25 protein-coding genes and 2 pseudogenes are annotated in these 25,436 nt (G+C 67.5%); 7 read left to right on the top strand and 20 right to left on the bottom strand.

Annotated elements, in window-relative coordinates; translation table 11 throughout:
* Nucleotides 1–29: 29 nt before the first annotated feature.
* Complete coding sequence (locus tag C6Y14_RS21140) at nt 30–1,391, top strand: glutamine synthetase family protein (RefSeq protein WP_107018335.1); 1,362 nt, start codon at nt 30–32, stop codon at nt 1,389–1,391.
* 75 nt (nt 1,392–1,466) lie between these two features.
* On the opposite strand, the gene C6Y14_RS21135 is transcribed toward C6Y14_RS21140, so the two are convergent.
* The 14 genes from C6Y14_RS21135 to C6Y14_RS21070 form a co-directional block, all read right to left on the bottom strand.
* Nucleotides 1,467–2,735, bottom strand: a complete 1,269-nt coding sequence (locus C6Y14_RS21135) for a tyrosine-type recombinase/integrase (protein ID WP_107018334.1) — start codon at nt 2,733–2,735, stop codon at nt 1,467–1,469.
* Nucleotides 2,736–2,814: 79 nt separating this feature from the next.
* The gene (locus C6Y14_RS21130; RefSeq protein ID WP_107018594.1) at nt 2,815–3,060 is read right to left on the bottom strand and encodes a helix-turn-helix domain-containing protein; all 246 of its coding nucleotides are present in this window, start codon (nt 3,058–3,060) and stop codon (nt 2,815–2,817) included.
* Nucleotides 3,061–3,149: 89 nt separating this feature from the next.
* Complete coding sequence (locus tag C6Y14_RS21125; protein WP_225891187.1) at nt 3,150–4,574, bottom strand: DNA primase family protein; 1,425 nt, start codon at nt 4,572–4,574, stop codon at nt 3,150–3,152.
* Nucleotides 4,571–4,924 (bottom strand): hypothetical protein, encoded by a 354-nt coding sequence (locus C6Y14_RS21120; RefSeq protein ID WP_159074291.1) that lies wholly within the window; start codon nt 4,922–4,924, stop codon nt 4,571–4,573. Before C6Y14_RS21120 ends, C6Y14_RS21125 begins: the two co-directional genes overlap by 4 nt.
* Nucleotides 4,921–5,817 carry a bifunctional DNA primase/polymerase gene (locus C6Y14_RS21115; RefSeq protein ID WP_107018332.1) on the bottom strand — a complete coding sequence of 299 codons (897 nt, stop codon included), beginning with the start codon at nt 5,815–5,817 and terminating at the stop codon, nt 4,921–4,923. Before C6Y14_RS21115 ends, C6Y14_RS21120 begins: the two co-directional genes overlap by 4 nt.
* Nucleotides 5,814–6,506 carry a class I SAM-dependent methyltransferase gene (locus C6Y14_RS21110; protein WP_107018331.1) on the bottom strand — a complete coding sequence of 231 codons (693 nt, stop codon included), beginning with the start codon at nt 6,504–6,506 and terminating at the stop codon, nt 5,814–5,816. The genes C6Y14_RS21115 and C6Y14_RS21110 overlap by 4 nt, the downstream gene beginning before the upstream one ends.
* Before the next feature lie 84 nt (nt 6,507–6,590).
* On the bottom strand, nt 6,591–7,067 hold the full coding sequence (locus tag C6Y14_RS21105) for a hypothetical protein (RefSeq protein ID WP_107018330.1): 477 nt from the start codon (nt 7,065–7,067) through the stop codon (nt 6,591–6,593).
* Nucleotides 7,068–7,081: 14 nt separating this feature from the next.
* Nucleotides 7,082–7,273, bottom strand: coding sequence for a hypothetical protein (locus C6Y14_RS21100; protein ID WP_107018329.1), 192 nt, complete (start codon nt 7,271–7,273; stop codon nt 7,082–7,084).
* Nucleotides 7,270–7,545, bottom strand: a complete 276-nt coding sequence (locus C6Y14_RS21095; RefSeq protein WP_107018328.1) for a hypothetical protein — start codon at nt 7,543–7,545, stop codon at nt 7,270–7,272. The genes C6Y14_RS21100 and C6Y14_RS21095 overlap by 4 nt, the downstream gene beginning before the upstream one ends.
* A gap of 141 nt (nt 7,546–7,686) precedes the next feature.
* Complete coding sequence (locus C6Y14_RS21090; protein WP_107018327.1) at nt 7,687–9,945, bottom strand: cell division protein FtsK; 2,259 nt, start codon at nt 9,943–9,945, stop codon at nt 7,687–7,689.
* A gap of 154 nt (nt 9,946–10,099) precedes the next feature.
* On the bottom strand, nt 10,100–10,483 hold the full coding sequence (locus C6Y14_RS21085) for an RRQRL motif-containing zinc-binding protein (RefSeq protein WP_107018326.1): 384 nt from the start codon (nt 10,481–10,483) through the stop codon (nt 10,100–10,102).
* Nucleotides 10,483–11,481, bottom strand: a complete 999-nt coding sequence (locus tag C6Y14_RS21080; protein ID WP_107018325.1) for a DUF2637 domain-containing protein — start codon at nt 11,479–11,481, stop codon at nt 10,483–10,485. Before C6Y14_RS21080 ends, C6Y14_RS21085 begins: the two co-directional genes overlap by 1 nt.
* Nucleotides 11,478–11,768 (bottom strand): hypothetical protein, encoded by a 291-nt coding sequence (locus C6Y14_RS21075; protein ID WP_107018324.1) that lies wholly within the window; start codon nt 11,766–11,768, stop codon nt 11,478–11,480. Before C6Y14_RS21075 ends, C6Y14_RS21080 begins: the two co-directional genes overlap by 4 nt.
* Nucleotides 11,769–11,861: 93 nt before the next feature.
* Nucleotides 11,862–12,674, bottom strand: a complete 813-nt coding sequence (locus tag C6Y14_RS21070; protein WP_107018323.1) for a DUF4097 family beta strand repeat-containing protein — start codon at nt 12,672–12,674, stop codon at nt 11,862–11,864.
* A gap of 461 nt (nt 12,675–13,135) precedes the next feature.
* Between C6Y14_RS21070 and C6Y14_RS21065 the strand changes: the two genes are divergently transcribed.
* Entirely contained in the window at nt 13,136–13,531 is a 396-nt protein-coding gene (locus C6Y14_RS21065; RefSeq protein ID WP_107018322.1) for a GntR family transcriptional regulator, read from the top strand.
* A gap of 216 nt (nt 13,532–13,747) precedes the next feature.
* Here C6Y14_RS21065 and C6Y14_RS21060 read toward each other — a convergent pair whose 3' ends face one another.
* The 3 genes from C6Y14_RS21060 to C6Y14_RS21050 all read right to left on the bottom strand — a co-directional run bounded on the left by C6Y14_RS21060 (nt 13,748) and on the right by C6Y14_RS21050 (nt 17,344).
* Nucleotides 13,748–14,311, bottom strand: a complete 564-nt coding sequence (locus C6Y14_RS21060) for a flavoprotein (protein WP_225891186.1) — start codon at nt 14,309–14,311, stop codon at nt 13,748–13,750.
* Entirely contained in the window at nt 14,308–15,543 is a 1,236-nt protein-coding gene (locus tag C6Y14_RS21055) for a helix-turn-helix domain-containing protein (protein WP_107018320.1), read from the bottom strand. The genes C6Y14_RS21060 and C6Y14_RS21055 overlap by 4 nt, the downstream gene beginning before the upstream one ends.
* A 265-nt stretch (nt 15,544–15,808) precedes the next feature.
* On the bottom strand, nt 15,809–17,344 hold the full coding sequence (locus C6Y14_RS21050; protein ID WP_107018319.1) for a PIN domain-containing protein: 1,536 nt from the start codon (nt 17,342–17,344) through the stop codon (nt 15,809–15,811).
* A gap of 267 nt (nt 17,345–17,611) precedes the next feature.
* Here C6Y14_RS21050 and C6Y14_RS45885 point away from each other — a divergent pair.
* Nucleotides 17,612–17,698 (top strand): annotated as a pseudogene (locus tag C6Y14_RS45885) (glutamine synthetase); the annotation flags it as partial.
* A 127-nt stretch (nt 17,699–17,825) separates the two neighbouring features.
* Here the strand turns inward: C6Y14_RS45885 and C6Y14_RS44160 are convergent.
* On the bottom strand, nt 17,826–18,389 hold the full coding sequence (locus C6Y14_RS44160) for a fibronectin type III domain-containing protein (RefSeq protein ID WP_159074290.1): 564 nt from the start codon (nt 18,387–18,389) through the stop codon (nt 17,826–17,828).
* A 677-nt stretch (nt 18,390–19,066) separates the two neighbouring features.
* On the opposite strand from C6Y14_RS44160, the pseudogene C6Y14_RS21040 reads away from it, so the two are divergent.
* Together C6Y14_RS21040 and C6Y14_RS21035 are read left to right on the top strand one after the other, a co-directional pair.
* Nucleotides 19,067–19,923: pseudogene (locus C6Y14_RS21040) on the top strand (helix-turn-helix domain-containing protein).
* On the top strand, nt 19,920–20,165 hold the full coding sequence (locus C6Y14_RS21035) for a DUF397 domain-containing protein (RefSeq protein ID WP_107018318.1): 246 nt from the start codon (nt 19,920–19,922) through the stop codon (nt 20,163–20,165). The pseudogene C6Y14_RS21040 and the gene C6Y14_RS21035 overlap by 4 nt, the downstream one beginning before the upstream one ends.
* 32 nt (nt 20,166–20,197) lie before the next feature.
* Here the strand turns inward: C6Y14_RS21035 and C6Y14_RS21030 are convergent, their stop codons facing one another.
* Together C6Y14_RS21030 and C6Y14_RS21025 are read right to left on the bottom strand one after the other, a co-directional pair.
* Nucleotides 20,198–20,635, bottom strand: a complete 438-nt coding sequence (locus C6Y14_RS21030; RefSeq protein ID WP_107018317.1) for a VOC family protein — start codon at nt 20,633–20,635, stop codon at nt 20,198–20,200.
* Nucleotides 20,619–21,017, bottom strand: coding sequence for a winged helix-turn-helix transcriptional regulator (locus C6Y14_RS21025; RefSeq protein WP_225891185.1), 399 nt, complete (start codon nt 21,015–21,017; stop codon nt 20,619–20,621). The genes C6Y14_RS21030 and C6Y14_RS21025 overlap by 17 nt, the downstream gene beginning before the upstream one ends.
* A 172-nt stretch (nt 21,018–21,189) precedes the next feature.
* On the opposite strand from C6Y14_RS21025, the gene C6Y14_RS21020 reads away from it, so the two are divergent.
* Nucleotides 21,190–22,074: an NAD(P)-dependent oxidoreductase gene (locus tag C6Y14_RS21020; RefSeq protein WP_263973086.1), complete on the top strand. Its 885-nt coding sequence runs from the start codon at nt 21,190–21,192 to the stop codon at nt 22,072–22,074.
* A gap of 268 nt (nt 22,075–22,342) precedes the next feature.
* Nucleotides 22,343–25,348, top strand: coding sequence for a bifunctional [glutamine synthetase] adenylyltransferase/[glutamine synthetase]-adenylyl-L-tyrosine phosphorylase (locus tag C6Y14_RS21015; RefSeq protein ID WP_107018316.1), 3,006 nt, complete (start codon nt 22,343–22,345; stop codon nt 25,346–25,348).
* Nucleotides 25,349–25,436: the final 88 nt, after the last annotated feature.

Raw genomic sequence — 25,436 nt, 5'->3', positions numbered from 1 at the left:
TGACCAGCAAGATTGGGTGGAAGCGGAAGATGGACAAGCAGCAGGAGTTCGTGCTCCGTACGTTGGAAGAGCGCGACATCCGTTTCGTACGCCTGTGGTTCACGGACGTGCTGGGCTTCCTCAAATCGGTGGCCGTGGCCCCGGCGGAGCTGGAACAGGCCTTCGACGAGGGCATCGGTTTCGACGGATCGGCCATCGAGGGCTTCGCCCGCGTCTACGAGTCCGACATGATCGCCAAGCCGGACCCGTCGACCTTCCAGGTGCTGCCGTGGCGGGCCGAGGCCCCCGGCACCGCCCGGATGTTCTGCGACATCCTGATGCCGGACGGCTCGCCGTCCTTCGCGGACCCGCGGTACGTGCTGAAGCGGGCGCTGGCCAAGGCCTCCGACCAGGGCTTCACCTTCTACACGCACCCGGAGATCGAGTTCTTCCTGCTGAAGGACAAGCCGACGGACGGCTCGCGGCCGACCCCGGCCGACAACTCCGGCTACTTCGACCACACCCCGCACAACGTCGGCATGGACTTCCGCCGCCAGGCGATCACCATGCTGGAGTCGATGGGCATCTCGGTCGAGTTCTCGCACCACGAGGGCGCGCCGGGCCAGCAGGAGATCGACCTGCGGTACGCGGACGCGCTGTCCACGGCCGACAACATCATGACGTTCCGGCTGGTCATGAAGCAGGTGGCGCTGGAGCAGGGCGTGCAGGCGACGTTCATGCCGAAGCCGTTCAGTGAGCACCCGGGCTCGGGTATGCACACGCACCTCTCGCTCTTCGAGGGCGACCGCAACGCGTTCTACGAGTCGGGCTCCGAGTACCAGCTCTCCAAGGTCGGCCGCTCCTTCATCGCGGGCCTGCTGAAGCACTCGGCGGAGATCGCCGCGATCACCAACCAGTGGGTCAACTCGTACAAGCGCATCTGGGGCGGCTCCGAGCGCACCGCCGGCGCGGGCGGCGAAGCCCCCTCGTACATCTGCTGGGGCCACAACAACCGCTCGGCCCTGGTCCGCGTACCGATGTACAAGCCCGGCAAGACGGGCTCGGCGCGGGTGGAGGTCCGCTCGATCGACTCGGGCGCGAACCCCTACCTGACGTACGCGGTCCTGCTGACCGCCGGCCTCAAGGGCATCGAGGAGGGTTACGAGCTCCCGCCGGGCGCCGACGACGACGTATGGGCCCTCTCCGACGCGGAGCGCCGCGCGATGGGCATCGAGCCGCTGCCCCAGAACCTGGGCGAGTCCCTGTCCCTGATGGAACGCAGCGAACTGGTAGCCGAAACGCTCGGCGAGCACGTCTTCGACTTCTTCCTCCGCAACAAGCGCCAGGAGTGGGAGGAGTACCGCTCCGAGGTGACGGCCTTCGAGCTGCGGAAGAACCTGCCGGTGCTGTAGGGGCAGGTCAGAGCGGGTTTTCTCGCCGATCAGACGAGTGGGCCGACGGTCGCGTACCGTCGGCCCATCGCTGTCTCATGGCCTCTGGGCCGTCTGTGGGCCGTCCGGCGCCGGATCGACCCCCGCGTACAGGCTGTCGACGGCCATGCGAGCGCGCGCGTCGCTGTTCGGCATGAGGTGGGTGTAGACCCGGAGCGTGAACCCTGGGTCGTTGTGCCCGAGGTAGCGGCTCAGCGCCTTGACGTTCTCCCCTGCGTTCAGCAGAACCGACGCGTAGAAGTGCCTCAGGGCGTGCATGCCGTGCTCGCGGGCGGCTTGGTGACGCTTGCCCGCCTCCGGCTCCGGCAGCACGCCGGCCGTTACGAGAGCGGGCTTCCAAGCGCGGTCGTTGAAGTCGGTTCGGCGAACCGCGCCTGCACCGTCAAGGCGAGTGAACAACAACTGCCGTGTCACCGGGCGACCGTCCTGCCGGAGCCACGGCAGGGTGATCGAGACCGGCGGGAATGCCTTCATATGGCTCTTGAGGATGTCTGCCACGCGGTCGGACAGAGGAACGTCACGAAGCTTGTTGCGCTTCGGCGGACCGAACACGAGCCCCCCGGTCGTCACCTTGACCTGGTTCACGACGTGCAGCCACCCGGAGTCAAAGTCGATTTCGTCCACGGGTAGTCCGAAGATCTCCCCTTGCCGCAACCCGCATCCTGCCCCGAGGTCGACCGCCGCACGGAAGCGCTCCGGCAGAGCCTCCCGAACGCTGAAGACGCGTTCAGCCGTCCACGGCACCACACGGCCGGTTCCCGGCGCAGGAGGGCGCACAGACTGCGCGCGGCACGGATTCTTCAACAGGTGACCGTCATCGACGGCCGCATTAAGGATCGTCGACACGCTGTTGTAGATCACCCGTCGGTACGACGACGCGGGTATGGCCCGTTCCAACTCGCTCAGCCAGTCTCGGATGTGCTCGGGCTTGAAGGAGCCGAGGGGACGCGTTCCGATATACGGAATCGCGTGACCGCGGACCGCGGAAGTAACCGTCTCGCGGGTCGTCAGGTCGGTGGTCTGAGTACTGAGCCACTTCTCGGCGTACTGCCCGAATGTCGTTCGACTGGCGGCCGGGTCTACGTAGGTGCCGCTGCCCATATCGGCTTCCGTCTTGGTGAGCCACTTCTCGGCGAGCCGCTTCTGTCCGTCGCGGAAGCTCTTGGACTTCTCGGTTCCGTCGGGACCGATGTACCGGGCCCGGTAGCGCAGACCGCTTCCGTAGCGGTCGGTCTTGACGCGGACGGTCTTGCCAGCGGCGTTGGTCTCGGTTTTGAACCATCGGTCTTGGATGTGGCCTGCCATGCGGCGGCGGTCCTTTCAACATGCAGCAGGGAGAGCCGCCGGGTGGCGGCTCTCCCTGCTGTCTGCGGTGGTTGCGGGGTCAGGCGGCGTCTTGGTCCGCGGTCTTTCGCTGGGTCACGTAGGCGCCTACGTCGGCGGGGTCGTAGCGAAGGTGCTTGCCGATGCGGAATCCGGGCGGACCGGTGCGCTTTTTGTGCCACTGGTAGACGGTCTCTTTGGGCACCTTGAACATCACCGCGATGTCGTCGGGGGTGAGGTACTGGTCCGGAAGGTCGCCCCGGAGGATGGCGCGGGGGTCGGCGCGGACGGGGGCAGGTGTGCTCACTGCGTCCTCCACGAGGTGGAATCACATTGCTCTGAGTCGTGACTCATCGCGACTCAGAGCGGTTCGGCGGTTGTTTGAGCCGCGATGAGTCACGACTCGGGCAGATGTGGTTCGCGCTGGTTGAGCGTGATTCCGCTGTAGGTGGCCACCTGCTGCCCGTACGCGTCGCGGGGGCGGGTGCGGTTGAGCTGGGGGACCACGGAGAGAAGGTTGCGGCCGAACACCTGCTTAGTGCCGGGGCGCACGCCGTTGTCCTCGGCCCACTCGCGCCAGACCGTCCACAGCGCGTCCACGGGGACGCTGCATGTGGGGCCGGTCGCGCAGCATTCGCGGACGAACGCGCTGGTGGGTGAGGCGGTGTCCTGCATGGTGGTGACCGCTTCACGGCTGGACTTCGGTTCCGTGATCCGGCCCGTCCGCTGAAGCCGGGCGAGACCTTCCAACGCCCAGTTGAGAATGCCGGGCATCTCCGCGGTGAGCTTGTCCATGAGGGTGGGGTCCTCCTTGCCCAGCCACGACACGGTCATGTTGAGCAGCACGAACCGTTTGGCGATGACGCCGGAGGAATCGCCGAAGTGCGGCAGCTCGTTCGACAGGATCATCAGCCGGGTGGGCAGCTTGCCGGTCCACACGGCGCGGTACTTGCGGTCCACGTCGATGGTGTCTTCACCGGAGATCGTCAGGAGCCGTTCGACGACCTGGCTGTTGTTGCTGTTGCCGTCGAGCCGGGCGTCCGAGATCACGGCGAGCGGCTTGCCCACGAGGGTGGACAGACCGAAGTTCGTGCCGAGTCCGGCGAGGGTAGGGCCGGCGAGGTTCTCTTTGCCGACCAGGGCTTTCAGGACTCGGGCGATGGTGCCTTTGCCGGATCGGGTGGGGCCGACCACGAGGAGGATCTTCTGTTGGTCGGTGCGGCCGGACAGGACGTAGCCGAACCATTCCTGTACTGCATGAATGGCGTCGGGATCGTCGGGCCACAACTGCGCCAGGAAGCGTTCCCACGTCGGTGCGCCGGCGGTGGGGTCGTAGGTGAAGGGGACGGAGACAAGATTGAAGAATCCGGGACTGTGCGGCAGGAGCGCGCGGTCACGAATCCTCAGCAGACCGTTCTCACACGCCACGATCGGGCTTTCCTCCTGCTCACCGGCGCCCTGGTCGTCCAGCCATGCGGGAGCGTCCAGGTCGGTGGGCAGGAGCGTGATGGACCCGAGGGCATCGAGCAGGTTGCTGATCTTCTGCTTGGTCGGTGCCCAGTCGCGTTCCTCGGTCTCCCCGTCCTTGGCGGGCACCCGGTAGACGGCGTGCTCAAGACGCTCGTACATCGCGGCACGCACCTGCGCTTCGTCGAACTCGCGCCAGCAGGTGCCGTTCCAGCGCATCCACGACGCGCGCCAGCGCCGGCACACGAGTTGCCCGTCCTCGGTCTGCCAGTCGGGCAGCAGACAGCGGGCAACGGCCATGGGGTGGGACGGCGCGGGAAGTTCCTCGGTCTCGGTTTCGGGGCGATTCATCATGCGGTGTCCCTCCCTTCCTGGGGGGTGCGGAGCGGGCAGATGTCGCGGTGCTCGGTGTGCTCGGTGATCAGGGTCAGGACGCGTCGGTGCCCGAACGCCCGGCGCTCCCATCCGCACGCGCACCGTGAGGACGCGGTGGGGGTGGAGCCGTACGGGGCGCAGATGGTCAGCCACGCGACGGGGTACCGGCCGTCTCCCTGTTGAGGTTCAGGGCGAACAACAGTGGGGACGCCTTCGGCGACGCCCTTCGGTACGCCCACGGCCGCGGCGTCCACAGGCTGTGAGGCGTCCTGGGGGCGGGTTGGGGTGGTGGTGATGCTCTTCAGGAGGGGGCGGGGTGGGGTGCTCATGCCGCGTTCTCCCTGCGCTGCTGGTTGTGGCTGATGGACCAGTCGAGGGCGCTGCGCAGGGTGGAGCGGCACTCGGCAACGGTGAGTCCGGCCGCCTCCCCTGCCTCCTGAAGAGCCTGCTCTACCACGTGCCGGGGGAGGTCGCCCCATGCGACGAACCGTCCCAGGGCGCGAGCGGCCCGGAACAACGCGGCCTCCCGCCCTCCGAGTTGGGCCGCACGGACGTTGCGTGTCTCAGCAGTGAGTGCTACGTCCGCGTATCGGCTGGATTGCCCCGCTACGGCGATTGAGGGCGCCTGAGGCGTCCTGGGGGCCGGTTGCAGGATGCTTTGCAGCCACGAGGGCAGAGGGACCGCCACAGGGCCGCTCAGCGCTTCGTACGCTCCGGCGGGGGTGATGCTGCCCGCGGCGACGACGTAGCCGCCCCATGCGCGGGTGTCGACCGATGCGGCGATGGTGCCCGCTGTGCTGCCGATCCGGATGCCGGGCGGGGCGGTGAAGTACAGGTGCGTTCCCCCGCTGGGGGTCCGGGTGCGGCAGGTGTCGGGGACGGGGTGGCCGGCGCGCTCGCAGAGCGCTCCAAAGGTTGCCGCGCCGTCAGGCGCGTCCGCACTGCCCTTGTGCTCGGGCGTGTCCAGGTCGATGACGGCCAGCCCGGACGGGCCGGTGGCGATGCCGACGTTGAACGGGGCCCGCGACCATGCGGCGCGGATGCGCTCCGGGTCAATGGTCGCGCGCTGCTCCCACTTGCGGTGCCCGCTCGCACATTCGCCGCTGCGGGTGCAGGCACGCTCCCCGTGCAGGGCAGGCGGCTTCCCGCCGGGACGCAGGGGGAAGACGTACCAGCCACGTTCAGCGGCGGTCAGGGCCGCATTCAGGAGGTGCGTGCTCATGCCGCCACCTCCCACGCGGGGGTGAGGGTGTGCAGGGCGGTGCGGCCGATGTGTTCGGCGTAGGCGGGCGGGATGCATTCGCGGATGCCGTCGCGGTTCATCCACGGCACGCCCATGACGCGTCGGGCGAGGTCGACGCCGGAGAAGTTGCCGACGAATTGCCCGTAGTGGCCGGGCGGGACGGGGCGGCCCATCTTCGCCTGAGGCACCGTGTGCGGGTGGTGGCCGGGCTGTTCGAGGGTGAAGCCGCCGCCGGGCTCGAAGTAGCGGTGCCGGTAGGTCTCTACACCGAACATCGGGCCGCACAGCATCACGGGCTCACGGAGCTTGGGCAGTGCTCCCCGTACGTTCTCGATCACCCACGGCCGCCCGGTCGTTTCGAGCGCGGCGCGGGTGGGGCCGATCAGGTCGGGATGCTCGTTGCCCTGGAGCCGCTGGCAGTCGCTGTCGAACTGGCAAGGCGGTGAGGCGTGGATGAAGTCGAACGCGGCGCCGTGTTCGAGGACGAACGCGATGGCGTCCGCCTGGACGAACCGGTGCGGGTAGCGGGGCTGCGGGTCCTTGTCGACGCCGGTCACGTCGAAACCGGCGTCGGCGTAGCCCTTGGCCGCGCCTCCCTGGCAGCAGAACAGATCCAGCAGCCGCGGCCGTGGGCCGGGGACTCGCCGGAGGAGGGTGGGTTGGGTCATGCTGGGGGTCTCCTGTTTCTGTCGAAGGGACGGAGAACCGGGGCGGTCGCGGTCTTTGGCGAGAGGCGACCGCCCCAGCCACGTCTAGCCGTGGAAGTGGTTGCGCTTGATCACGGCCTTGCGGATGTGGAAGGTGTTGCCGCCGCTGTGGCCGCTCGCGCTGAACACCTGCACCGCCACCCAACCGCCGAAGATCACGGCGGCGAGGATGACGAGTTGGGTGATCAGGGCGGTCAGTGCGGTGATGAACGCGGTCAGCAGGAAGAGACCGCCGCACACCGCGCCGAACCCGATGCCTCCGAGCGCGATGTTCACCGCGGTGCGCGAGACGGCCGGCTTGACCGCGAGGGGTTCGGGCTTGGCGGGCTCGATGGAGTAGCCGGTGACGACACGGCCGTCCGGCAGGACGACGCTCGCCACCGCCGGGATACCCGGCTGCACCGGTACGAGCGGCGCGGCGTGCGCCACCGGGGCGAGGGGCATCGGGTGGTGGACTTCCACGGCCGCCGCGTCACGCACAGCCGGACGGTGCCGCTTGTAGGGCGTGGTGGGGTCGTTCATGATGGGGCCTCCTGTCAGCCGAGGTCGTTGAGGCTGTCGGCGCACGCCTGCACGACGTGGTGGATGGGCTCGTAGGCGCCGGTTCCGGCGGCGAAGAACCCGAAGAGGAACAGGACGATGGCCGCGCCCCCGCCGGCGGACTTGGTCTTGACGGCGAGGGCTGAGGCGGCGCCGAACAGCAGCACGGCGGAAATGTTGAGGATCATCGGGTGCCTTCCGGGTGCGGGGTGTCGGTGCCGGAGCGGTAGATGCGGGCCCACCGGTTGTAGAGCCAGCGGCCGACGCGGATGCGCTTGCCGGTGGCGTGGCAGCGGCGGCAGTCCTTGCCGCGCTTGGGGCGGCCCTTGCGGTCGGTCTTGATCGCGTGGCCCATGCCGCGGCACTTGCGGCAGTTGCCGAACGGCGAGGACGCACACACGCCGACGTAACAGAACGTCACACCGAGGATCAGAGTGATAGCGAGCAGGGCAGGGGTCATCACGAGCCCTTCCAGGCGGGTTTTTGGGGTTTCCGCAGGTGGGCCGCTAGCGTCTAGCGGCCTGATCAGACATGGTGCGGGCCGCTAGCGGAGCCTCTAGCGCTAGAGGGGTGACCCTCTAGCGCTAGAGGCTCTGGGCGGTCAGCTCGCGTCCCGCTTTCCGTCACGCTCCGCAATCGCGGCGGTGAGGTGGGCGCGGGTGAAGCCGGTGCGGTTGACGGTCTTGCCCTTGATGCGGCGGCCCACCTGCCCCGTGCTGATGCCATACGGCTTGAGCACGGTCGTCAGGTGCGCGGCCCGCTCGGCAGGCTCCAGTTCGGCCCACGGGCCGTAGACCTCCGGGCGCAGTTCGGCCAGCCGGTCCACCGTGACGTCGTTCCACGGCCGGGCTTCCTTCTCCGGGATGACGGCGAGGATGTCGGCGAGCAGGTCATAGGAAGGGCCGGTGACCTCCTCGGGGGCCTCCCCGAGCGCGTGACCGGACAGCAGTCCGGCCTTCTCGCGTGCCTTGCGGGCGCGGGCGGCGATGAGGTCGGCGCCGGGCCCGTCGACGTAGACGGAGCCGACGATCCTCGCGTCGGAGCCTTCACCGATGAAGTAGTGAATGCCCTTGTCGCCCCACGCGAACATCGTCGCGCGCACCCCGCGCTTGTACGCGGAGGTGCCCAGCACCATGTCGTTCTCGGTCTGGCCCATCACCTTCAGGCACCACCGCGCCGACGCGTTCGCACTGATACCCGTCGGCAGCGACTTCGCGTCCGGGCGCTGCGTGGCAGCCAGGAACACGATGCCGGTGGCGGGACCGCGCTTGACCAGGTCGGTCGCGATCTCCTCGAACTCCTTGCCGTGCTCCCCGTGCTCGAACAAGACCTGGCATTCGTCCACCGCGATCACGATCGGGTGCAGACCGAGCGAGCGCTTGTCGGCGAGTGCGCTGGTCACCTTGTTCTCCGGGCAGATGTCCCGCGGCAGGGAGCGGATCACCTTGGTACGGCGGCGCAGTTCCTCGCGCAGGGCCCGCCAGTCGGCGAGCGCGTAGGCGATGGCTTCGTCGTCGTCACCGGCCGCGTGCCGGTGGGAGACGGCGTTGCCGACCGGGTCAAGGTCGCCGGTGCCCTTCATGTCGTAGGTGTGCAGCTCCGCCCGCGGGTCCAATGCGGCGATGAGCATGAGCAGCCTGAGCAGGAAGGTTTTGCCCATGCGCGGGATGGCGCCGATGACGCCCGCGATGTACATGAGGGTGATTTCGACCCAGCGTCCGCGCTGGTCGGTGCCGTAGGCGACCGGCTTGAACAGGTCGACCGTGCCCGTCTTGGCCAGCGGCCACGCGGGCTTCTTGGACTTGTTCAGGTCCTGGTCTCCCACCCACAGCACGAGGTGCCCGGTGTGCTCATCCGGGACCGCCTCCGGCCACACGCAGCCGAGAGGGCGGCGCAGACCGGAGGCGAGCCGGTCGCGCCGCTCGATGACGTCGGTCACGGTGACGCCGTAGGGGAGGTTGCCCTCCGCGCGCCATCCGGGCCCGTCGCGGGTGATGGGGGCGGTGAACTCGAACCCGTCGCGCCCCTTGGCCTGTGCCTGGTTGATCGCGGGGATGCCGAGGGCCCCGAGTGCGCGCAGCACGATGTCACTGGTGAGCTTGACCGCCTTGGGCAGCTCTACCGCCCGGTGGATGACCGGGGCGTCGGCCTTGCGGCCGGCGAATCCGAGCGCCATCGTGACAGCGCCGACGGAGACGACCTGAAGCCAGTCGGGGGCCAGGACGTAGAGGGCGAGTGCGGAGCCCAGGCCGATGAACATCGCCAGCACCGTGACCAGGGTCCGCAGTCGGACCCGTCCGTCGCGCTGCCGGGAGAGCTTCAGGTACTCGGCTGCGTCCTCGCGCCGCACCGCGGCCAGGCGGACCGGTTCGCCCTCGCGGTCGGCCACCCACCGCAGAGTGCCACCGATGAACCGCGCGGCACCGGTCGGCGCCTGGAAGGCAAGACGGGCGGCGTAGACCGGGGAGCGCAGCGCGTGGTAGCCGAGCGAGTGGGCGTAGTGGCGGGCCACCCACGCGGTCGCGGTCTTCAGCTCCGCGAGCGACTTGAGCCAGATGGGGACGACCGGGCGCCGCTGCGCGGCGAGCAGCCGACCGAGGTAGCCCGGACCGGCCGCCTTCGCACTCGGCTGGTCGACCATCCGGCGGGCGGTCGGGTCGCCCGACTCGGCACCCGACCGGTCCGGCAGCGAGTCGGCCGTCGGGTCGGCGTCGGGTCGGGTGCTCGGGTCGGTCGACTCGCTGCGGGCGGATCGTGCCTTGGCGAGGTCGACCACCTCGCCCCCGGAGTCGGCCGACCGGTCGGCGGTCATCTCGGCTTCGAGTCGGTTGAACAGTTCGTTGTCGTCGGGCTGGTTCACTGGTGTTCCTTCCACTTTCGGGTGTGAGGGAGAGCGGGCCCGGTCGTCGCTGTAGGAGGTGGGCGGCCGGGCCCGCGCGGTGCGGGTTTGTGCGTGCCCCGGGCCGGATTCGATCCGGCGCCCTCGCGGCATGACTGCCGGGGCTTTTGCCTGTTCAGGCGGCGCGCTGTTCTTCGAGGGCGATGCACAGTCCGCAGATGCCGTACGAGGTGGGGATGCAGTAGCCGACATCGATCCGGCAGCGCGGGCAGGTGCGCCGGGCGAGCATCGCCAGCGCGAGCGCGCCCCACTTGCGCGAGGTCATCGGCCGCACCGGCTTGGCCAGGTCGACGCGGTAGAGGTAGGCGACGCGCACCCCGCCGGCTCGCCGGTTGCCGCGCATCACCTGTGCCGCGATCGGCTGTCCGCCGGGCCGTAAGCCCTGCGCCCGTAGTTGGCGACGGGTCGCCAGACCGTCCGGCGCCATGCGCCATGGGTAGGTGGGTACCCCGTAGCGTGCGCCGGTCGGGTCGTAGCACTTGCCCCAGGCCGCGGACATCAGGCGGCCTCAGCCGTCGGCGTCTCGCCCTCCGGGTTCACGGCGTGCAGCGGGCGGCCGTCGGCGCGCTCGCTCTTGAGCGCGTCCCGCAGCTTGCGGGCGTTGGCAGCCGAGCAGTGCAGCGCGGTGCGGACGGCTTCGCCGTTCAGCTCCGCATCCGTCCACGACGCGGTGAGCGTGCGAGCCTCGCTCAGCAGCTCCTCGAAGGTGCGCTGCGGGGTGCCCTTCGCCTTCGCCCTGGTCTGCCGGGGCGGGCGCTGCTTGGGCGCGGTCGGCGGTGCCGGCCGCTTCCCCGCCGGGGGCGGCTCGGCAATGTCCTGCTCGCTGCCGGGGGTCACGGCGCCCATGCGGAGCAACACACGCTCGCGCCGCGGGGTCTTGGTCCGCCACTTGCGGCCGTAGGTCTCGCGCAGGTCCGCGCGGGCCAACTGCCGCTCCTTCTCCCGCGCCAGGGCCTCGCTGTAGGAGGTGATCTCCCACAAGGTCATGCGGCGCCACAGCGCGAACGTGGACGGGAAGGCGAGCAGCCACCGAGAGAACCGGATCTTTTCCATGCGGCGGCCGGTGGCGGCGCCGATCCGTACGGCGTAGATGTGCGCGCCGATCTCGGAGAACACCACCCACAGCAGCGGCATCGTGCCGTGCGCGACCTTCGCCCACATGCCCTGTCCGGCGGCGATGTTCAGCCCGCACGTGATCAGGGTGAGCACCCAGGGCACGAACCGCACCCATGCGAGCGCCATGTCCATCCGGATAAGGAGCAGGTTGGCGACGGTGAACACGGGGATGGCCACGTCGATGCCGACCGGCAGCATCCACGGCGAGGTGAACCCCCACCGCGCCGCCGCCTCGGACACGGCGGCGAAGGAGGAGATCAGACCGAGCGCGCCGACGCCGGCCGCGGCGAGAGCGCCGATACCGGCGAGCCCCAACTCAGGGCGGGTCAGTGGCGGCACCCCGGACGCGGGTGTCTTGGGGGCGGGGACCGTGGCGCTCATGCCGCTACCCCCTTGCGTGCCGCGCGGCGGCGCCGGACGGGGCGAGCCAGCGGGGTGACGTCGAACAGATCCGGGTTGTCCTCGATGACCTGCGCCGCGATGCGGATCAGGTCGTCGGGCATGTCCGGCTGGTCGGCGAGGATGTCGCGTGCCGCGTCCTCGCGGGCCGCGCGCTCTTCGTCGCTCTCGCCCTCGACCCCGAGCCACAGCTCAACCGGGGTCCCGAGCGCCAGTTCCGCGAAGTCCTCAGAGGAAACGGCCTGTTGGCGGCCGATGTACGTACGCATGCGAGAAGTCCTGACGTCGAAGGGATGCCGGGGCGGTCGCGGTCTTTGGCGAGAGGCGACCGCCCCGGAGAGAGAAAGAGGTGCGAGGCGGGGCTAGCTGATCTGGACGGAGCCGCTGGTCACCCGGCGGCGGACGTCCAGGTGCGAGGCGCCCGTGATGCGTGCGCATCCCGAGGTGGCGTTCACGGCGAGACGCCCGGTGGCCTGCGAGGTCGCGGCCATGCGGACGTTGCCGGAGGTGAGGTTCACACGGGCGAGGTGGCCGCTGTAGGCGCCGACGGTGACGTTGCCGGAGGTGAGATTGATGTCCAGCGGGCCGCTCACCTCGCCGACGATGACGCTGCCGCTGGTGACCGTGGCTTCCAGGTCACCGACGCGCTCGGCAGTCAGCGTGCCGGAGGTGCCGTCGTACTCCAGCCGCGCCAGTGCGCCCGTGACGACGGTGGTCGCGGCGTGTGTGCTGATCGCGGCCACCGACCGCGCGGGCAGGTGGACGATCGCGGTGATCGGCGTCACCGCGTCGCCGGTCGGGCCGGTGGCGGTGACCTCGCGGCCGTTGACGAAGACCTTGCTGCCACCGTGACCGGTGACGTGCACGTTGCCGTTGATGATCTGCACACCGTTGCCGCCGGAGAACGTCATGGTGCTGTTGCCCATGCGGATCGTGGTGTTGCCGCTCATGCCGCCGGCCACGTCCGGAACGCGAACCGCGAGGTTCTGCCCCCGGAGACTGACGGCGGTGTCGCGGATCGCGTCGGCCGACGGACCGGAAGTGGCGTCGGTCTTCAGCACCATGTGCGCCTGCTTCAGCTCCGGGTCGACAACGACGCGGATACTGCCCGCGTTCATGGTCAGATCCAGGGCGATCGGGCCGAAGACGTCTACAGGAATCATGCGTTCGGTCACGGTGAACTCCAGGAAGTCGAAGAGACGTGAGAAGCACCGGGACGGCCGCGGTCTATGGCGAGAGGCGGCCGTCCGGCTCCCCCTCACCGCACCTGCGAGAGATGCGGATCAGGCAGCCGGCCTTCGCACCAAGTGCGAAGGCGAGGTGAGGCGGTGCGGATGTCTCCTTCGGGAACACGGGCTCCCGGCGAAGGCGTACGGAGACGTGACCTTTCGGTCTGTAAGCCCTCCGGACTGCCAAGGGGTCCGGGTCCCTCGCCCCCGCCGAAACGGGGCCTCATGACCCCTTCCGGGGCCCTTTGGTGCTGCGGTCTTGCAGGTCAAGCACTTACGAACACAGCCGGTCGAAGCCCTATCGGGCTCGGCGTGCTGTGACTTCAGATTGACCTAGGTCAATCTGACTGTCAAGAGGGTGCGGAGAAGGATCAGAGATTGACCTAGGTCCGGCTACTCTCGAAGCCATGGACCAGAGCCCCGAAGCGCCCAAGCAGACGCCCACGGCCAAGGAGATTGCGGGGGAGTTCCGTGACAAGATCACGGGCCCCGATCGCGAGTACGAGCCGGGGGACCAGCTCCCAGCCGCTCGCAAGCTCGCCAAGGAACTTGGCGTGCAGCTCATGACTGTTCAGAGCGCGTTTGGCCAGCTCCGTGATGAGGGACTGGTTCTCACTCAGCAGGGCCGCGGAACGTTCGTCCGCGATCCTTCTGTACCCCTCGGCACCGAGCCGGGCAGTAGCCCCGCATTCAGTGCTTTGGCGGCTGAGCTCAGCACGATTCATGACGCTCTCCACTCGCTCGGGGAACGTCTGGATCGGCTTGAGCGGCTCGTGGGCAGCGAGACTCCACCATCGCCGTGAGTTCATTCGCGCGCCTCAGCAGTCGTTCGACCTTGACGCGCGCCTCGCTCAAACTCGCTTTGATCAAAGCGAGTTCAGCAGGAGTCATGCCTTCCAGCTCGCCGCTTCGCTCATTGATCCCTGACATGCCAATGAGCATGTGGCCAGGAACGGCAGAGGACCCGGACAGACTGTCCGGGTCCTCTTTCCATGCAGATCAGGCGAGTTGACGGCTCGTCACCGAGTAACCTCATCGACCGTGTCGAGCACGGCCGACCATGGGAGCGTGCGCCCCGCCGGCGCTTCCCGCGGCTCGTACAGCGGCCACACGTCCGAGCCTTGGATAACGTGCACACTCCCGGCTCGAAGGGCGTCGATGTGACGCTGCCACGCAGGGTGGCGAGCGTGCGCCGCGTTCACCCGTGGAAAGACGACGACGGGCAAACCAAGAGTGCCGATGGCTTCACCCACCTGCGTCAATGCCTGGTTGTCCATCAGGCCCGTCGCCAGCTTGGCAACCATATTGGCGGATGCAGGGGCGACTACGTAGCAGTCAACCGGCGGGTGCGGTCGGGCCTCGCCGGGCAACCGCGGCTCATCTCGAACGGGAAGGCCGGTCAGCTTCTCCAGCCGCTCGACCTCGCCGCTCAGCCGTAGCCACTGCCCCGCGGTCGGTGTCAGCGTGACAGCCACCCGCCACCCACGATCCATCGCGGGCTCGACCAGGCCGGTGCGCAGTGCCTCCACGCCTCCGGCCGCCGAACCGACGACTCCCAGCACCCCGCGCTTGCCTGCGCTCACTGCACCGCCCTGCACCGTTGAGCCATCACGAACACCTCGGACGAACGCGAGCCGCCCGTTACCGGAGACTGCTTGACCAAGTCCCGCAGCGTCTCACGCACCCTGGGATTGTTGCGTACGAGCTGCGGTGCTGAGCACTCAGCGGTTCGGAGCTCCACGAATGCGTCGTCGCCTTGCCCGCTGAGCGACAGGGCACGCGCGAAATCGATTCGGTGCGACACGCTTCGCTCCTGCGGCATGTGGTCGACGTTGATCCGGCCGTGTTCCACCACGTACGACACGTTGTCGAGATCCAGCTCAACGGACAGCCGGTGAAGCAGTACGTTCGTAGGCCCAAAGCCGGTCTGCCAATAGTTCTCATCCGACCCGAGGTCATCCGCGAGTTCCTCTGCGCGGTCCAACAGGCTCGTTGCGGTCGGCCGGTCCTGATGACGTGCCGCAGCCACGGCGGCACGCAGGTGGATCATCCCCAGCAGACTCAGCGCCGCAGGGTCGCTGTCGGCTACCCGAGACGAAAGCCACGCGGCGGCCGTGTTGCCCAGTTCTAGCGCGTCGTCGTACCGACCATTTGCCAGGAGGGCATGTGTGCCGGAACGAGCGGCCGATGCCAGTACGAGCGGGTCGTCCGACTCGTCCGCAGCGCGCATCGCGCGCTCGGCAGCGAGCCATGAGATGTCCGATTCACCGATCTTCGCGAGCGTCGTCGCGGCGAGGTGGTGAGTACGAGCCGAGACGGCCCAGCAGTCGCTACGGTCCTCGCCACGTCGCGCCGCTCGCTCCTCCAATTCCTGTGCAGTCTGAAGGAGCGCGGGTAGCGCCGCGATGACGCTGCCGAGCCGCCCACCCTGGTAGTCGTTCCACGCGTGCTCCACACGTACGGCTGTAGGTACAGGCGTAGGAAGCTGCACTTCAGCCTCAGGGCCGAAGAGCAGACGAGACAGCCGGCGCGGGCTCATGAGCGCGTCGCGCACCGCCGGAACATCGTCCTGCTGCTTCTCGTCCTCCATGAGCACGGTCTGACCGAGCAGGTCACCGAGGGGCACGCGCATAATGCGCGACAGCTCCCCAAGCATGTCGATGCGGGGAGGCTTCCGGCGCCCCGTCTCGATCTTCGCCAACCAGTCCGTGCTACGCCCGACCAGACCGGCGAGCACCTCTTGCGTGTAACCGCGGCGCTTCCGGTAGAACGCGATGCGCTCGCCGATACTGAGATGATCTCCAAGACCACGCATTGCGTGCTGCCTCCTGCGAGTTGAAGGGGCTTGTCTCACGGTACAGAGCCGATGGAACGGTAGGTAGTTGGCCTTGCTTGTTGCTGGGTGAGCACAATAATGAGCGCCTCATGTTGAAGGGACCCGGACAAAGTGTCCGGGTCCCTTCAACATGAGGCATCGGTATACGTGAGCGTGAGTAGTCAGCGGAGTGGTGGAGCAGCACAGATTAAGCACTTATGATGCTAGGATCCTCGAATTCAGATCTGTATCGAGGCGTCATTAACTATCTGCGCGGTCTGACGCTGATTTTACCTGTAATGGTGGCTGCGGGCTCAGAGCTGAGGATCTTCCAGGCTATATTGAAGCCGCCAACGACTTCTTCACTCGCATCATAAACAAATATGCCGTCATCCAGTGGTAGTGACTGTCCCTGCCAAATTTTGGCCACTTCGATCGTTGCCGACATGCGATCATCGCTAACCTCCCAACCCCAGAAATCCCTTACGTCGGGGAGGGCTGATGTGCCCTTACGGGCGTGCACGAGCATCGAAGGAATCGAAGGCTTAGGATCCTTTGGAGGTGCAGGTGCTTTCGGTAGGTCGAAATCCCTATCCCGGGCAAACCGTAGCGGTGCATCGGAATCCTCAAGAGTTAGCACTACCTGGATTTTATTGATCGGTATCTCTTCGGAGTTCGAGATAGCCAAAAGGAGTTGTGCGGCATTTCGGGATATGTTACGCAGGAAGGCGCATTGGGCGGCCCATTTTTTCATTTTGTTGAGCCAGATGTCTCTTGCTGAGTTGTACTCGGCCGCGTCCTGTCTGCTGTAGTTAAAGGCGAAATTTGCTGCGGGCCCATAGGGGACTTGGAGGGGTTCAACCGAGTCGGCGGCCCGTTTAAGTGCTGCCGTGGCATCGAATTCAGAAATGGACCGCTCGGGCGGGTCTACGAAGTTCAGTCCGCTGGTTGAACGCAAGACAAGTTTAGTGGCGGGTTTCGCATGATCTCCGCTAGATGTGTCGACAATTTTAAGAGAGTCTGGGATTGTCAGCGCGCGAAGTCGCCTGGCGGAAGCCCTAAGCCGCAGAGACGTATCGTCGCTCACGATCGCGATGTTTCGCTGATCGAGTATTTGTGTCAGGTACTGAGCTTCGGCCAAGATTTCATCGTCAGCATTTCTAGCGGAACTTACGCGCTCCCTGTCGATCACCTCAATTGTGACTCCGTCGGAGACTTTGGAGGGTCTGCCCGCAGAAGCTCCGAGGATCGCATTAAGCTCCGACAAAACCTTATGGGCACGCTTGCTGAGACTCGATTTGGAAGAATTTTTCTTATCGTCCAACTCTGTCAATACGGTCAGCGGAACAACAAGTCTTACAGGATTGCATGAGAGTGTTTCCGCCCAATCTACCTCGGTGAAAAGTCGGAACTGTAGAAATATGTTGCTGTCTAGGAGGAAGATATCTCCATCAGGTTCCTCTAGCTGCTTGATCTGATCTTCAAGTTGTTGTGCGGATCGTCCCATCCATCGCGTCTGAGATTTGACCTCGGCCTCAATCAAGGATGCCGTGTGTAGCTGGCTTGATGGTGCGTCTACGATCCGCCAGTGTCTATTAGAAAGAACCCGTTCGCCGATGCTTTCGTCGTCAGTAATCTCAGCCAGTGACTCTTCGGCGTCGGTCGCCCAAGTCAAGTACCATTCGCGGAGACTAGAGGGGGTCCCTGACTCAGGGGTTGCCGCGAGAGATTCTGCTTTTCTGGCGAGGTCACGCAGGACTTCTGCCGCGTGCCTTGCTGTGATCCCTTTGAGCAGTTCCATTGCGTCCCCTCATTCGCTAGGGGTCATGATCTCACATCCGTGTCCTAAGTGACCTACTTCGAGCTGCCTTGACCTTGATCAACCTGATAGGTGAAGGGCTTGATCAAGTTTTCTCATGGCGGCAGCGGATCGCAGGGGGCACTGGGCCGTCTGTGGGCCGTCGAAGGGCGGCCCGTAGCAACCAACAACGACCAATGACGACCGCCCGGCCGCAGGTCAGCGCTACGCCGACATCGATCGCGTGACGTCGCTCCGAGGTAACATCACTTCCTCCGCAACAAGCGCCAGGAGTGGGAGGAGTACCGCTCCGAGGTGACGGCGTTCGAACTCCGGAAGAACCTGCCGGTGCTGTAGGGGCGGGCGCACCCGCTGTCTGAAGAACGGGGGGCACCCGGGCGGATAGCCCGGGTGCCCCCCGTTCTGATCGTTCTGACGAGTCTGCGCAAAGAGCGCGTACGTGTACTCGGCGCTGCGCCGTACCTCAGCTACCGGATAGGTCGCTGCATTCCTCGACTGGCTTCGTCTCGGCGCTCGTGGCATCCGAAGGTCCGGACTTTCGAAGCTCACCGGATGACGTATCGAGTGCTGTGATGCTGAACTCGTGCGTCGTGCCAGGCTCCAGTTCGCCCACGGTATGTGAGGCGACCTCAGATTTTGCAATGGACGAGCCGTCCTGGAAGATCTCGTAGCTGGTTGCGCCATCAACGGCGTCCCAAGCCAAGTCCACCGAATTGCAGGATGCGTTGCTGATTTTTGGGCTGCCCGGCTTTGTTAGTGCATCCTTTTGGTTTTCGTTTCCATTTTCTCCATTCTCGGAGTTGTCGTTGCCGTTGTTCGAGTTGTTGCTGTTGTCGTTCGAGTTGTTGTTGCTGTTGTTGTTCGAGCTCTCGTTCTTGTTGACGTTCACGTTCTCGTTGCTGTTTTCACCCCTGACGATCTGGGTGAGTCCATTTCCCTTTCCTCCGGGTAGTGCTCCCGCGTAGGCGGCTGCGAAGATCGCGCCTGCGGCAGTGATGAATGCCGCGATGATCGTCGCAAGCGCCATTGATCGGGTCCTGTTCGAACCCGGTCGACGATTGAATTGATCGTCGGGTGGCCAGTAGCCACCACTCCGTGTGCTCACTTGATCCCCCGTTTTTTCGAGATGGAGATGCGAGCATAAGTGCAGCGTTCGGGAGATCGCCATATTAGGTAGATGGTGCAATTACAAAGAATTTCTGTGCGATTTACGGCGAACGGTGAATTGCAGATCCCCTACCCTCTCGCCGTGGTGGGTCGAGTCGCGTGAGTCGGGTTTTGCCTCAGATGCGACCCTGTCTTGCGTATTAGTGCTGAACTGGACGGAGTTCGGCATGATGCCTAGATTTTATATTCTGTTACGGAGTTGGAGCAGAGGTCGCACTCATCTGTGATGCATCGATATCTCGGTGCGATGCGGCGATTATCAAAACCAGTCTGCTCTCAGACCCCGACCGGGTGATTCTTCCGTCGGCAGGACCATCGACTTTGCCGCGGTCGAGCCGGTCGCCGACGCGTGGGCCGTCGACCGCGGGTCAAGCGGGCCCGCCGCCAGGCGAATTGAGCGATCGATCGACCCGTACGCGGGCTCAGCGTACGGACTCACCGTGTGGACAGTATGCGTAACCCTCCGTGACCATGAGTGGGTTGGCGGTGTTGGCGGGGTGGACGGGTCGGTGGGTGCGGGTGAACGGAGGGCCTGGCATGACGGACGGTACGGGTGGGGTGGGTGTCCCCCTTGGCTGTGGTGGCGGCGAACCGGAGGTGTCCGACAGCCTCAAGACGTTCGGCGAGGTGGTCAAGGCCTTCCGGAAACGGGCCCGCCTCACGCAGGAGGAGTTCGCGCCCAGAGTGCGGTACTCGGCGCCGACCGTGGCCTCCATCGAGCAGGGCCGCCGGTTTCCGCCGCCGGACTTCGTCGAACGGGCGGAGGAAGTGCTCGACGCGTTCGGGGCGTTGCGGGGGGCCGCACGGCATCTGTCGCGGCAACCGGGGCTGGCCAGTTGGTTCCGCCAGTGGGCCCGCCTGGAGGAGACGGCGGTGAGTCTCTACACGTACGAATGCCGCCTGATCCCCGGGCTGTTGCAGACCGAGGCGTATGCGCGCACGCTGTTCGTGAACCAGCTGCCTCCGTTGGGCGACGACCAGATCGAGGCCCAGTGGGCGGCACGGTCGGAACGCCAACGGCTGCTGCGGGAGCGGCCGAACACGGCGTTCAGCTTCATCCTGGAGGAGCATTTGTTCCTCCGGAGGACGGGCGGGGTGGAGGTGACGCGCGGCTTGATCGAGCACGTGGCTGAACTTGCCGAGTTGCGGAACGTTGAGATTCAGGTGATGCCGCAGGTGCAGGAGAGCCATGCTGGCCTCCACGGCCCATGCAACTGCTGGAGACCCCTGGGAATCGGTGGCTCGGTTACTGCGAGGGGCAGGAGACCGGGCAGTTCATCTCGGATCCCAAGGTGGTCAGTACACTCCACATGCGCTATGCCAGGATGCGCTCGCAGGCCTTCTCATTGAGCGACTCTCAGGCCATATTGCAGCGGATGCGAGGAGCGGTATGAGTGTCACAGAGCTGAACTGGTTCAAGAGCAGCTACAGCAGTAGCGGATCAGGCGACTGTGTCGAGGTCGCCCTGTCCTGGCACAAGTCCAGCTACAGCAGCGGTGGTGACGGCGACTGCGTCGAGATGGCCGTCTGCCCGGATCTCATCCACGTGCGTGACTCCAAGGTGCAGGCAGGTCCCCAGCTTGCCGTCACCCCCAGCGCCTGGACCAGCTTCCTGGCGTACGCGGCCGGCGGCTGACGCCGGCCGGTCCAGGCGCCCGGGACGGTGGGCTACTGCTGTTCCGCCTGGTCCGTCAGGAGTTTGTGCAGCGGCTTCGTCGCCCGTTCGCGGTACTCCTGGATCGCCCAGCCGTTGCCGTCCGGGTCGGTGAAGTGCATGAACGTGCCGCCGTCCTGGGGCGCGTACGCGACGGGCTCGCTGAGTTCCAGGCCCCGCGCGGTCAGCTCCTCGTACGCGGCTTTCGCGTCCGCGACGACCAGCTGCATGCCGTGGTACGTGCCCGGCTGCGGCGTGCCCGACGGGATCGGCACGCCCTTGGAGAGCGCGATCGAACAGCCGGAACCGGGAGGCGTCAGCTGGACCACCCGCGCGCCCGGCATCACCTCCGTGTCGAGGTCGACGTGGAAGCCCACCTTGTGCTCGTAGAAGGCCTTCGCCCGGTCGATGTCGGTGACCGGCAGCATGATCACTTCAAGGGCCATGTCCATGGAACGACTCCTTTGTCGTGTCTCGCATGTCGTGTGTCGCGGAGCCGGAGCCTTCGCGGCGTATCCGCTCGGTGCCCCAGACGCCCAGCGGGCCGAGCGCCCGGTTGAGCGTGCGGCCGTGCTCCGTCAGGGAGTACTCCACCCGCGGTGGCACCTCGGCATGGATCTCCCGGTGTACGAGATCGTCCTCCTCCAGCTCGCGCAGGTGCTGCGTGAGCATCTTCTCGCTCACCCCGGGCAGACCGCGACGGAGTTCCGCGAAGCGGCGTACACCATGGGTTTCGAGCTCCCAGAGGATCAGCCCCTTCCACTTGCCGCTCACCACGTCGAGCGCGGCGTCGATGCCGCAGATGTAAGGCCCGAGTCTCGGCGCCTTGGCCATCGCTGATCCCCCTCGTGAACGCACGGCCTAACCAAAAGGTAAGTACCGCAGAAAATAGTGCGTACTTCCTAGATTAGTGAGGCTCTTCGAGCATGGAGGAGTGAACGAACAACAGAACGCCACCGACCAGCCGGACAGCGCTGCCACCGACGGCGCTGCCCCCGTCAGCAACATCACCGCCACCGTGGCCGTCACCGTCATCGGGCTCGGCCCGATGGGGCAGGCCATGACCCGCACCCTCCTCACCGCCGGTCACCACGTCACCGTCTGGAACCGCACCGCCGGCCGGGCCGCCGGCGTCGTCGCCGACGGGGCGGCGCTCGCGGCCACCCCCGCCGAGGCGGTCGAAGCGAGCGACCTCGTGATCCTCAGCCTCACCGACTACGCCGCGATGTACGACATCCTCGGCAGCGCCACCGGATCCCTCGCCGGCCGGACGCTCGTCAACCTGAGCTCCGACACCCCCGAACGCACCCGCGAGGCGGCGGCCTGGGCGGCCGGTCACGGCGCCGCCTTCCTCACCGGCGGTGTCATGGTTCCCGCGCCGATGGTCGGCACGGCGGCGGCCCACGTCTACTACAGCGGCAGCCGCCAGGTCCTGGAGAGCCGGTCGGCGGTGCTGACGCCGCTCGGGACGCCGAAGTACCTGGGCGAGGACCCCAGCCTCGCCCAGATGATGTACCAGGCCCAGCTCACGGTGTTCCTGACCACCCTGTCCGCCCTGATGCACGCCACCGCGATGCTGGGCAGCGCGGGAATGAAGGCCGCGGAAGCGCTGCCGGAACTGCTGTCCTCCGCCGACGCGATCGGCGCCATCCTGCGGGCGGGCGAGGAGAACCCCGGCGCCGCGCTCGACGCCGGTGAGCATCCCGGTGACCTCAGCACGGTGACCATGATGGGTGCGACCGCCGACCACATCGTCGAGACCAGTACGGCCCTCGGTCTCGACCCGGCGCTCCCGCTGGCCGTGCGGGCGCATTACCGGCGCGCGATCGAGGACGGGCACGGCGGCGACAACTGGACCCGCATCATCGACGGCATCCGCGAACCGCGCTGACCGGTCGGCAGGCCCACGCGCCCCCGGCCCCACGCACCCCACGGCTCGGCGAGTCCCCGGCCCAGCGCACCCCCAGGCCCACCCACCCCCGACCCAGCGCACCCCGGCCCGCCGCACCACGCACCCACCACCCGGCAGTCCAGGCGCTTCCCCCGGCCTCTGCGGTTACGCTCGGAGCCATACGACCTTGATCGCGTGGCTGACATCGAGCTGACATCGACTGGTGGCGGCGCGCGGGGTGACATCGCGGGGGACGACGGAGGCCGGGATGACGGTGCCGGGGCGCAGGAGCAGTACCTTCTCTCGGCTGCTGCGGCACGGTTTCACCGATCCGTCGGGTGCCGAACGGCTGCTCGACAGCCCGCAGCTCGCCGCCGTGACGAACGACCCGGTGCTGCTCGACGCCCTCGGCGCCACCGCCGACCCGGATCTGGCGCTCCTCGGGCTCGTCCGGATCGTGGAGGCGCAGGAGAGCGACACGGGGCGGCGCGAACTGCTCGACACGCTGATCGCCGCCAAACCGCTGCGCGACCGGCTTCTCGGGGTGCTCGGCGCCTCCGACGCCCTCGGCGACCACCTCGCGCGCCACCCGCTCGACTGGCAGGCCCTCGTCACCTACGAGCCGCAGGACCTGCATCCCGGCGTCGCGGAGTTCGAGCGGGGGCTCGCCGAGGCGGACGACCCGGTGTCGCTGCGGGTCGCCTACCGGCGGTGCCTGCTGTCCATCGCCGCCCGTGACGTGTGCGGGACCACCGACGTCACGCAGGCGGCGGCCGAGCTGGCCGACCTCGCGACCGCCACCCTGCGCGCCGCGCTCGCCCTCGCCCAGGCCGCCGCGCCCGAGGACGCCGGGATGTGCCGGCTCGCGGTGATCGCGATGGGCAAGTGCGGCGGCCATGAACTGAACTATGTGTCCGACGTCGACGTCATCTTCGTCGGGGAGCCCGCCGAGGGGACCGACGCGGCCGACGAGGACAAGGCGATGCGGGCCGCCACCCGGCTCGCGGCCCATCTGATGCGTATCTGCTCGGAGACGACCGTCGAGGGGTCCATCTGGCCCGTCGACGCCAACCTGCGCCCCGAGGGCCGCAACGGCCCGCTCGTACGCACCCTCAGCAGCCATCTCGCCTACTACCACCGCTGGGCCAAGACCTGGGAGTTCCAGGCCCTGTTGAAGGCGCGGGCCGTCGCGGGGGACCTCGAACTGGGCGAGGAGTACGTCTCCACGCTGGCCCCCCTCGTCTGGCAGGTCGCCGAGCGGGACAACTTCGTCGCCGATGTGCAGAAGATGCGGCGCCGCGTCGTCGAGAACATCCCGCCCGCCGAGATCGAACGGGAACTGAAACTCGGCCCCGGCGGACTGCGGGACGTCGAATTCGCCGTACAGATGCTGCAGTTGGTGCACGGGCGGGTGGACACCTCGCTGCGCAGCGGGACCACGCTCGACGCCCTGAAGGCGCTGGCCGCGGGCGGGTACGTGGGACGCGTCGACGCCGTGCAGTTCGACGAGGCCTACCGGTTCCTGCGGTCCATGGAGCACCGCATACAGCTCTTCCGGCTGCGGCGTACGCATCTCGTGCCCGAGGACGACGCCGATCTGCGGCGCATCGGACGGTCACTGGGGCTGCGGACCGACCCGGTCAAGGAACTCAACCGTGAATGGAAGCGGCACGCCGGTGTGGTGCGGCGGCTGCACGAGAAGCTGTTCTACCGGCCGCTGCTCGACGCCGTCGCCCAACTTGCCCCCGGCGAGGTCAGGTTGAGCCCGGGAGCGGCGCGGGAGCGGCTCGTCGCCCTCGGGTACGCGGACCCGGCCGCCGCGCTGCGCCACCTGGAGGCGCTGGCCTCCGGCGTCTCCCGCAAGGCCGCCATCCAACGCACCCTGCTGCCCGTCCTGTTGGGCTGGTTCGCCGACTCCGCCGACCCCGACGCGGGACTGCTCAACTTCCGCAAGGTCTCGGACGCGCTCGGCAAGACCCCCTGGTACCTGCGGCTGTTGCGGGACGAGGGCGCCGCCGCCGAGAACCTCGCCCGCGTCCTGTCCGCCGGACGGCTCGCCCCCGACCTGCTGATGCGGGCGCCAGAAGCCGTGGCCCTGCTCGGCAACGGGTCCAGCGGCGGGCTCGTGTCCCGCACCCGCGCCCACCTGGAGCAGGAGATCCTCTCGGCGGTGGGCCGGGCCGGCAAAGGAGAGGCCGCGGTCACCGCGGCACGCGGCGTACGACGCCGGGAACTCTTCCGTACGGCCGCCATCGACATCGTCAGCTCCTACGGCACCGAGGAGACACCCGCCTACGCCGACCAGGGCGCGCTCGTCGACCTCGTCGGAGCAGCCATCTCCGACCTCACGGCGGCGACCCTCGCCGGCACCCTGCGAGCCGTCGTCCGCGACGGCTGGGGCGAGACCCTCCCCACCCGCTTCACGATCATCGGCATGGGCCGCTTCGGCGGCCACGAACTGGGTTACGGGTCCGACGCCGACGTCCTCTTCGTGCACGAGCCCCGGGAAGGCGTCGGCGACGAGGAGGCCGCGCGGGCCGCCGGCGCCGTCGTCTCCGAGATGCGCAGACTGCTGCAGATCCCCAGCGCCGACCCGCCGCTCCTCATCGACGCCGACCTGCGCCCCGAAGGCAAGTCCGGGCCGCTCGTACGGACGTTGAAGTCGTACGAGGCCTACTACCGCCGCTGGTCACTGGTGTGGGAGTCGCAGGCCTTGCTGCGGGCCGAAGTCGTGGCCGGGGACGAGGAGTTGGGGCGCCGGTTCCTCGACCTCGCCGATCCGCTGCGATATCCGGCGGAAGGGCTCGGGGAGGACGCCGTACGGGAGATCCGGCGGCTCAAGGCCCGCATGGAGACCGAACGGATGCCGCGCGGGGCGGACCCCACGCTGCACACCAAGCTCGGGCGGGGCGGGCTGTCCGACGTGGAGTGGACCGTGCAGTTGCTGCAGTTGCGGCACGGGTGGGTGGAGCCGGGGTTGCGCACGACCCGTACGCGGGAAGCGCTGGCCGCCGCGTGCGCCGCCGAGCTGATCTCCGGGGAGGATGCGGAGATCCTGGACGAGGCGTGGGTGCTGGCCACTCGGGTGCGGAACGCTGTGATGTTGGTGCGGGGGCGGGCGGGGGACACGTTTCCGTCCGACGGGCGGGAGTTGGCGGCGGTGGGTCGTTACCTGGGGTACGGCCCCGGGCATGTGGGGGACATGCTCGACGACTATCGGCGGACGACGCGGCGGGCGCGGGCGGTGGTGGACGAGCTGTTCTACGGGGCGTAGCCATACCCACGGGCCTTTCTCGCCCCCGCCGCCCCTACCCGTTCCCGTCACTGACTCGGGGGCGCTGCCCCCGAACCCCCGGTCCTCA

The organism is Streptomyces dioscori (assembly GCF_003024195.1).
GTDB lineage: Bacteria > Actinomycetota > Actinomycetes > Streptomycetales > Streptomycetaceae > Streptomyces > Streptomyces dioscori.
Note: the sequence above shows the minus strand (reverse complement) of the source record. Positions and strands in the feature narration are given on the sequence as shown.

Bases quoted from the DNA above. Each gene is read 5' to 3' on its own strand.
- C6Y14_RS21065 (WP_107018322.1), top strand. From the start codon at position 13,136: ATGGACCAGAGCCCCGAAGCGCCCAAGCAGACGCCCACGGCCAAGGAG.
- C6Y14_RS44160 (WP_159074290.1), bottom strand. From the start codon at position 18,389: ATGGCGCTTGCGACGATCATCGCGGCATTCATCACTGCCGCAGGCGCG.
- C6Y14_RS21050 (WP_107018319.1), bottom strand. From the start codon at position 17,344: ATGGAACTGCTCAAAGGGATCACAGCAAGGCACGCGGCAGAAGTCCTG.
- C6Y14_RS21105 (WP_107018330.1), bottom strand. From the start codon at position 7,067: ATGAACGACCCCACCACGCCCTACAAGCGGCACCGTCCGGCTGTGCGT.
- C6Y14_RS21095 (WP_107018328.1), bottom strand. From the start codon at position 7,545: ATGACCCCTGCCCTGCTCGCTATCACTCTGATCCTCGGTGTGACGTTC.
- C6Y14_RS21085 (WP_107018326.1), bottom strand. From the start codon at position 10,483: ATGTCCGCGGCCTGGGGCAAGTGCTACGACCCGACCGGCGCACGCTAC.
- C6Y14_RS21100 (WP_107018329.1), bottom strand. From the start codon at position 7,273: ATGATCCTCAACATTTCCGCCGTGCTGCTGTTCGGCGCCGCCTCAGCC.
- C6Y14_RS21125 (WP_225891187.1), bottom strand. From the start codon at position 4,574: ATGATGAATCGCCCCGAAACCGAGACCGAGGAACTTCCCGCGCCGTCC.
- C6Y14_RS21120 (WP_159074291.1), bottom strand. From the start codon at position 4,924: ATGAGCACCCCACCCCGCCCCCTCCTGAAGAGCATCACCACCACCCCA.
- C6Y14_RS21080 (WP_107018325.1), bottom strand. From the start codon at position 11,481: ATGAGCGCCACGGTCCCCGCCCCCAAGACACCCGCGTCCGGGGTGCCG.
- C6Y14_RS21035 (WP_107018318.1), top strand. From the start codon at position 19,920: ATGAGTGTCACAGAGCTGAACTGGTTCAAGAGCAGCTACAGCAGTAGC.
- C6Y14_RS21075 (WP_107018324.1), bottom strand. From the start codon at position 11,768: ATGCGTACGTACATCGGCCGCCAACAGGCCGTTTCCTCTGAGGACTTC.
- C6Y14_RS21015 (WP_107018316.1), top strand. From the start codon at position 22,343: ATGACGGTGCCGGGGCGCAGGAGCAGTACCTTCTCTCGGCTGCTGCGG.
- C6Y14_RS21030 (WP_107018317.1), bottom strand. From the start codon at position 20,635: ATGGACATGGCCCTTGAAGTGATCATGCTGCCGGTCACCGACATCGAC.
- C6Y14_RS21140 (WP_107018335.1), top strand. From the start codon at position 30: ATGGACAAGCAGCAGGAGTTCGTGCTCCGTACGTTGGAAGAGCGCGAC.
- C6Y14_RS21115 (WP_107018332.1), bottom strand. From the start codon at position 5,817: ATGAGCACGCACCTCCTGAATGCGGCCCTGACCGCCGCTGAACGTGGC.
- C6Y14_RS21055 (WP_107018320.1), bottom strand. From the start codon at position 15,543: ATGCGTGGTCTTGGAGATCATCTCAGTATCGGCGAGCGCATCGCGTTC.
- C6Y14_RS21110 (WP_107018331.1), bottom strand. From the start codon at position 6,506: ATGACCCAACCCACCCTCCTCCGGCGAGTCCCCGGCCCACGGCCGCGG.
- C6Y14_RS21135 (WP_107018334.1), bottom strand. From the start codon at position 2,735: ATGGCAGGCCACATCCAAGACCGATGGTTCAAAACCGAGACCAACGCC.
- C6Y14_RS21025 (WP_225891185.1), bottom strand. From the start codon at position 21,017: ATGGCCAAGGCGCCGAGACTCGGGCCTTACATCTGCGGCATCGACGCC.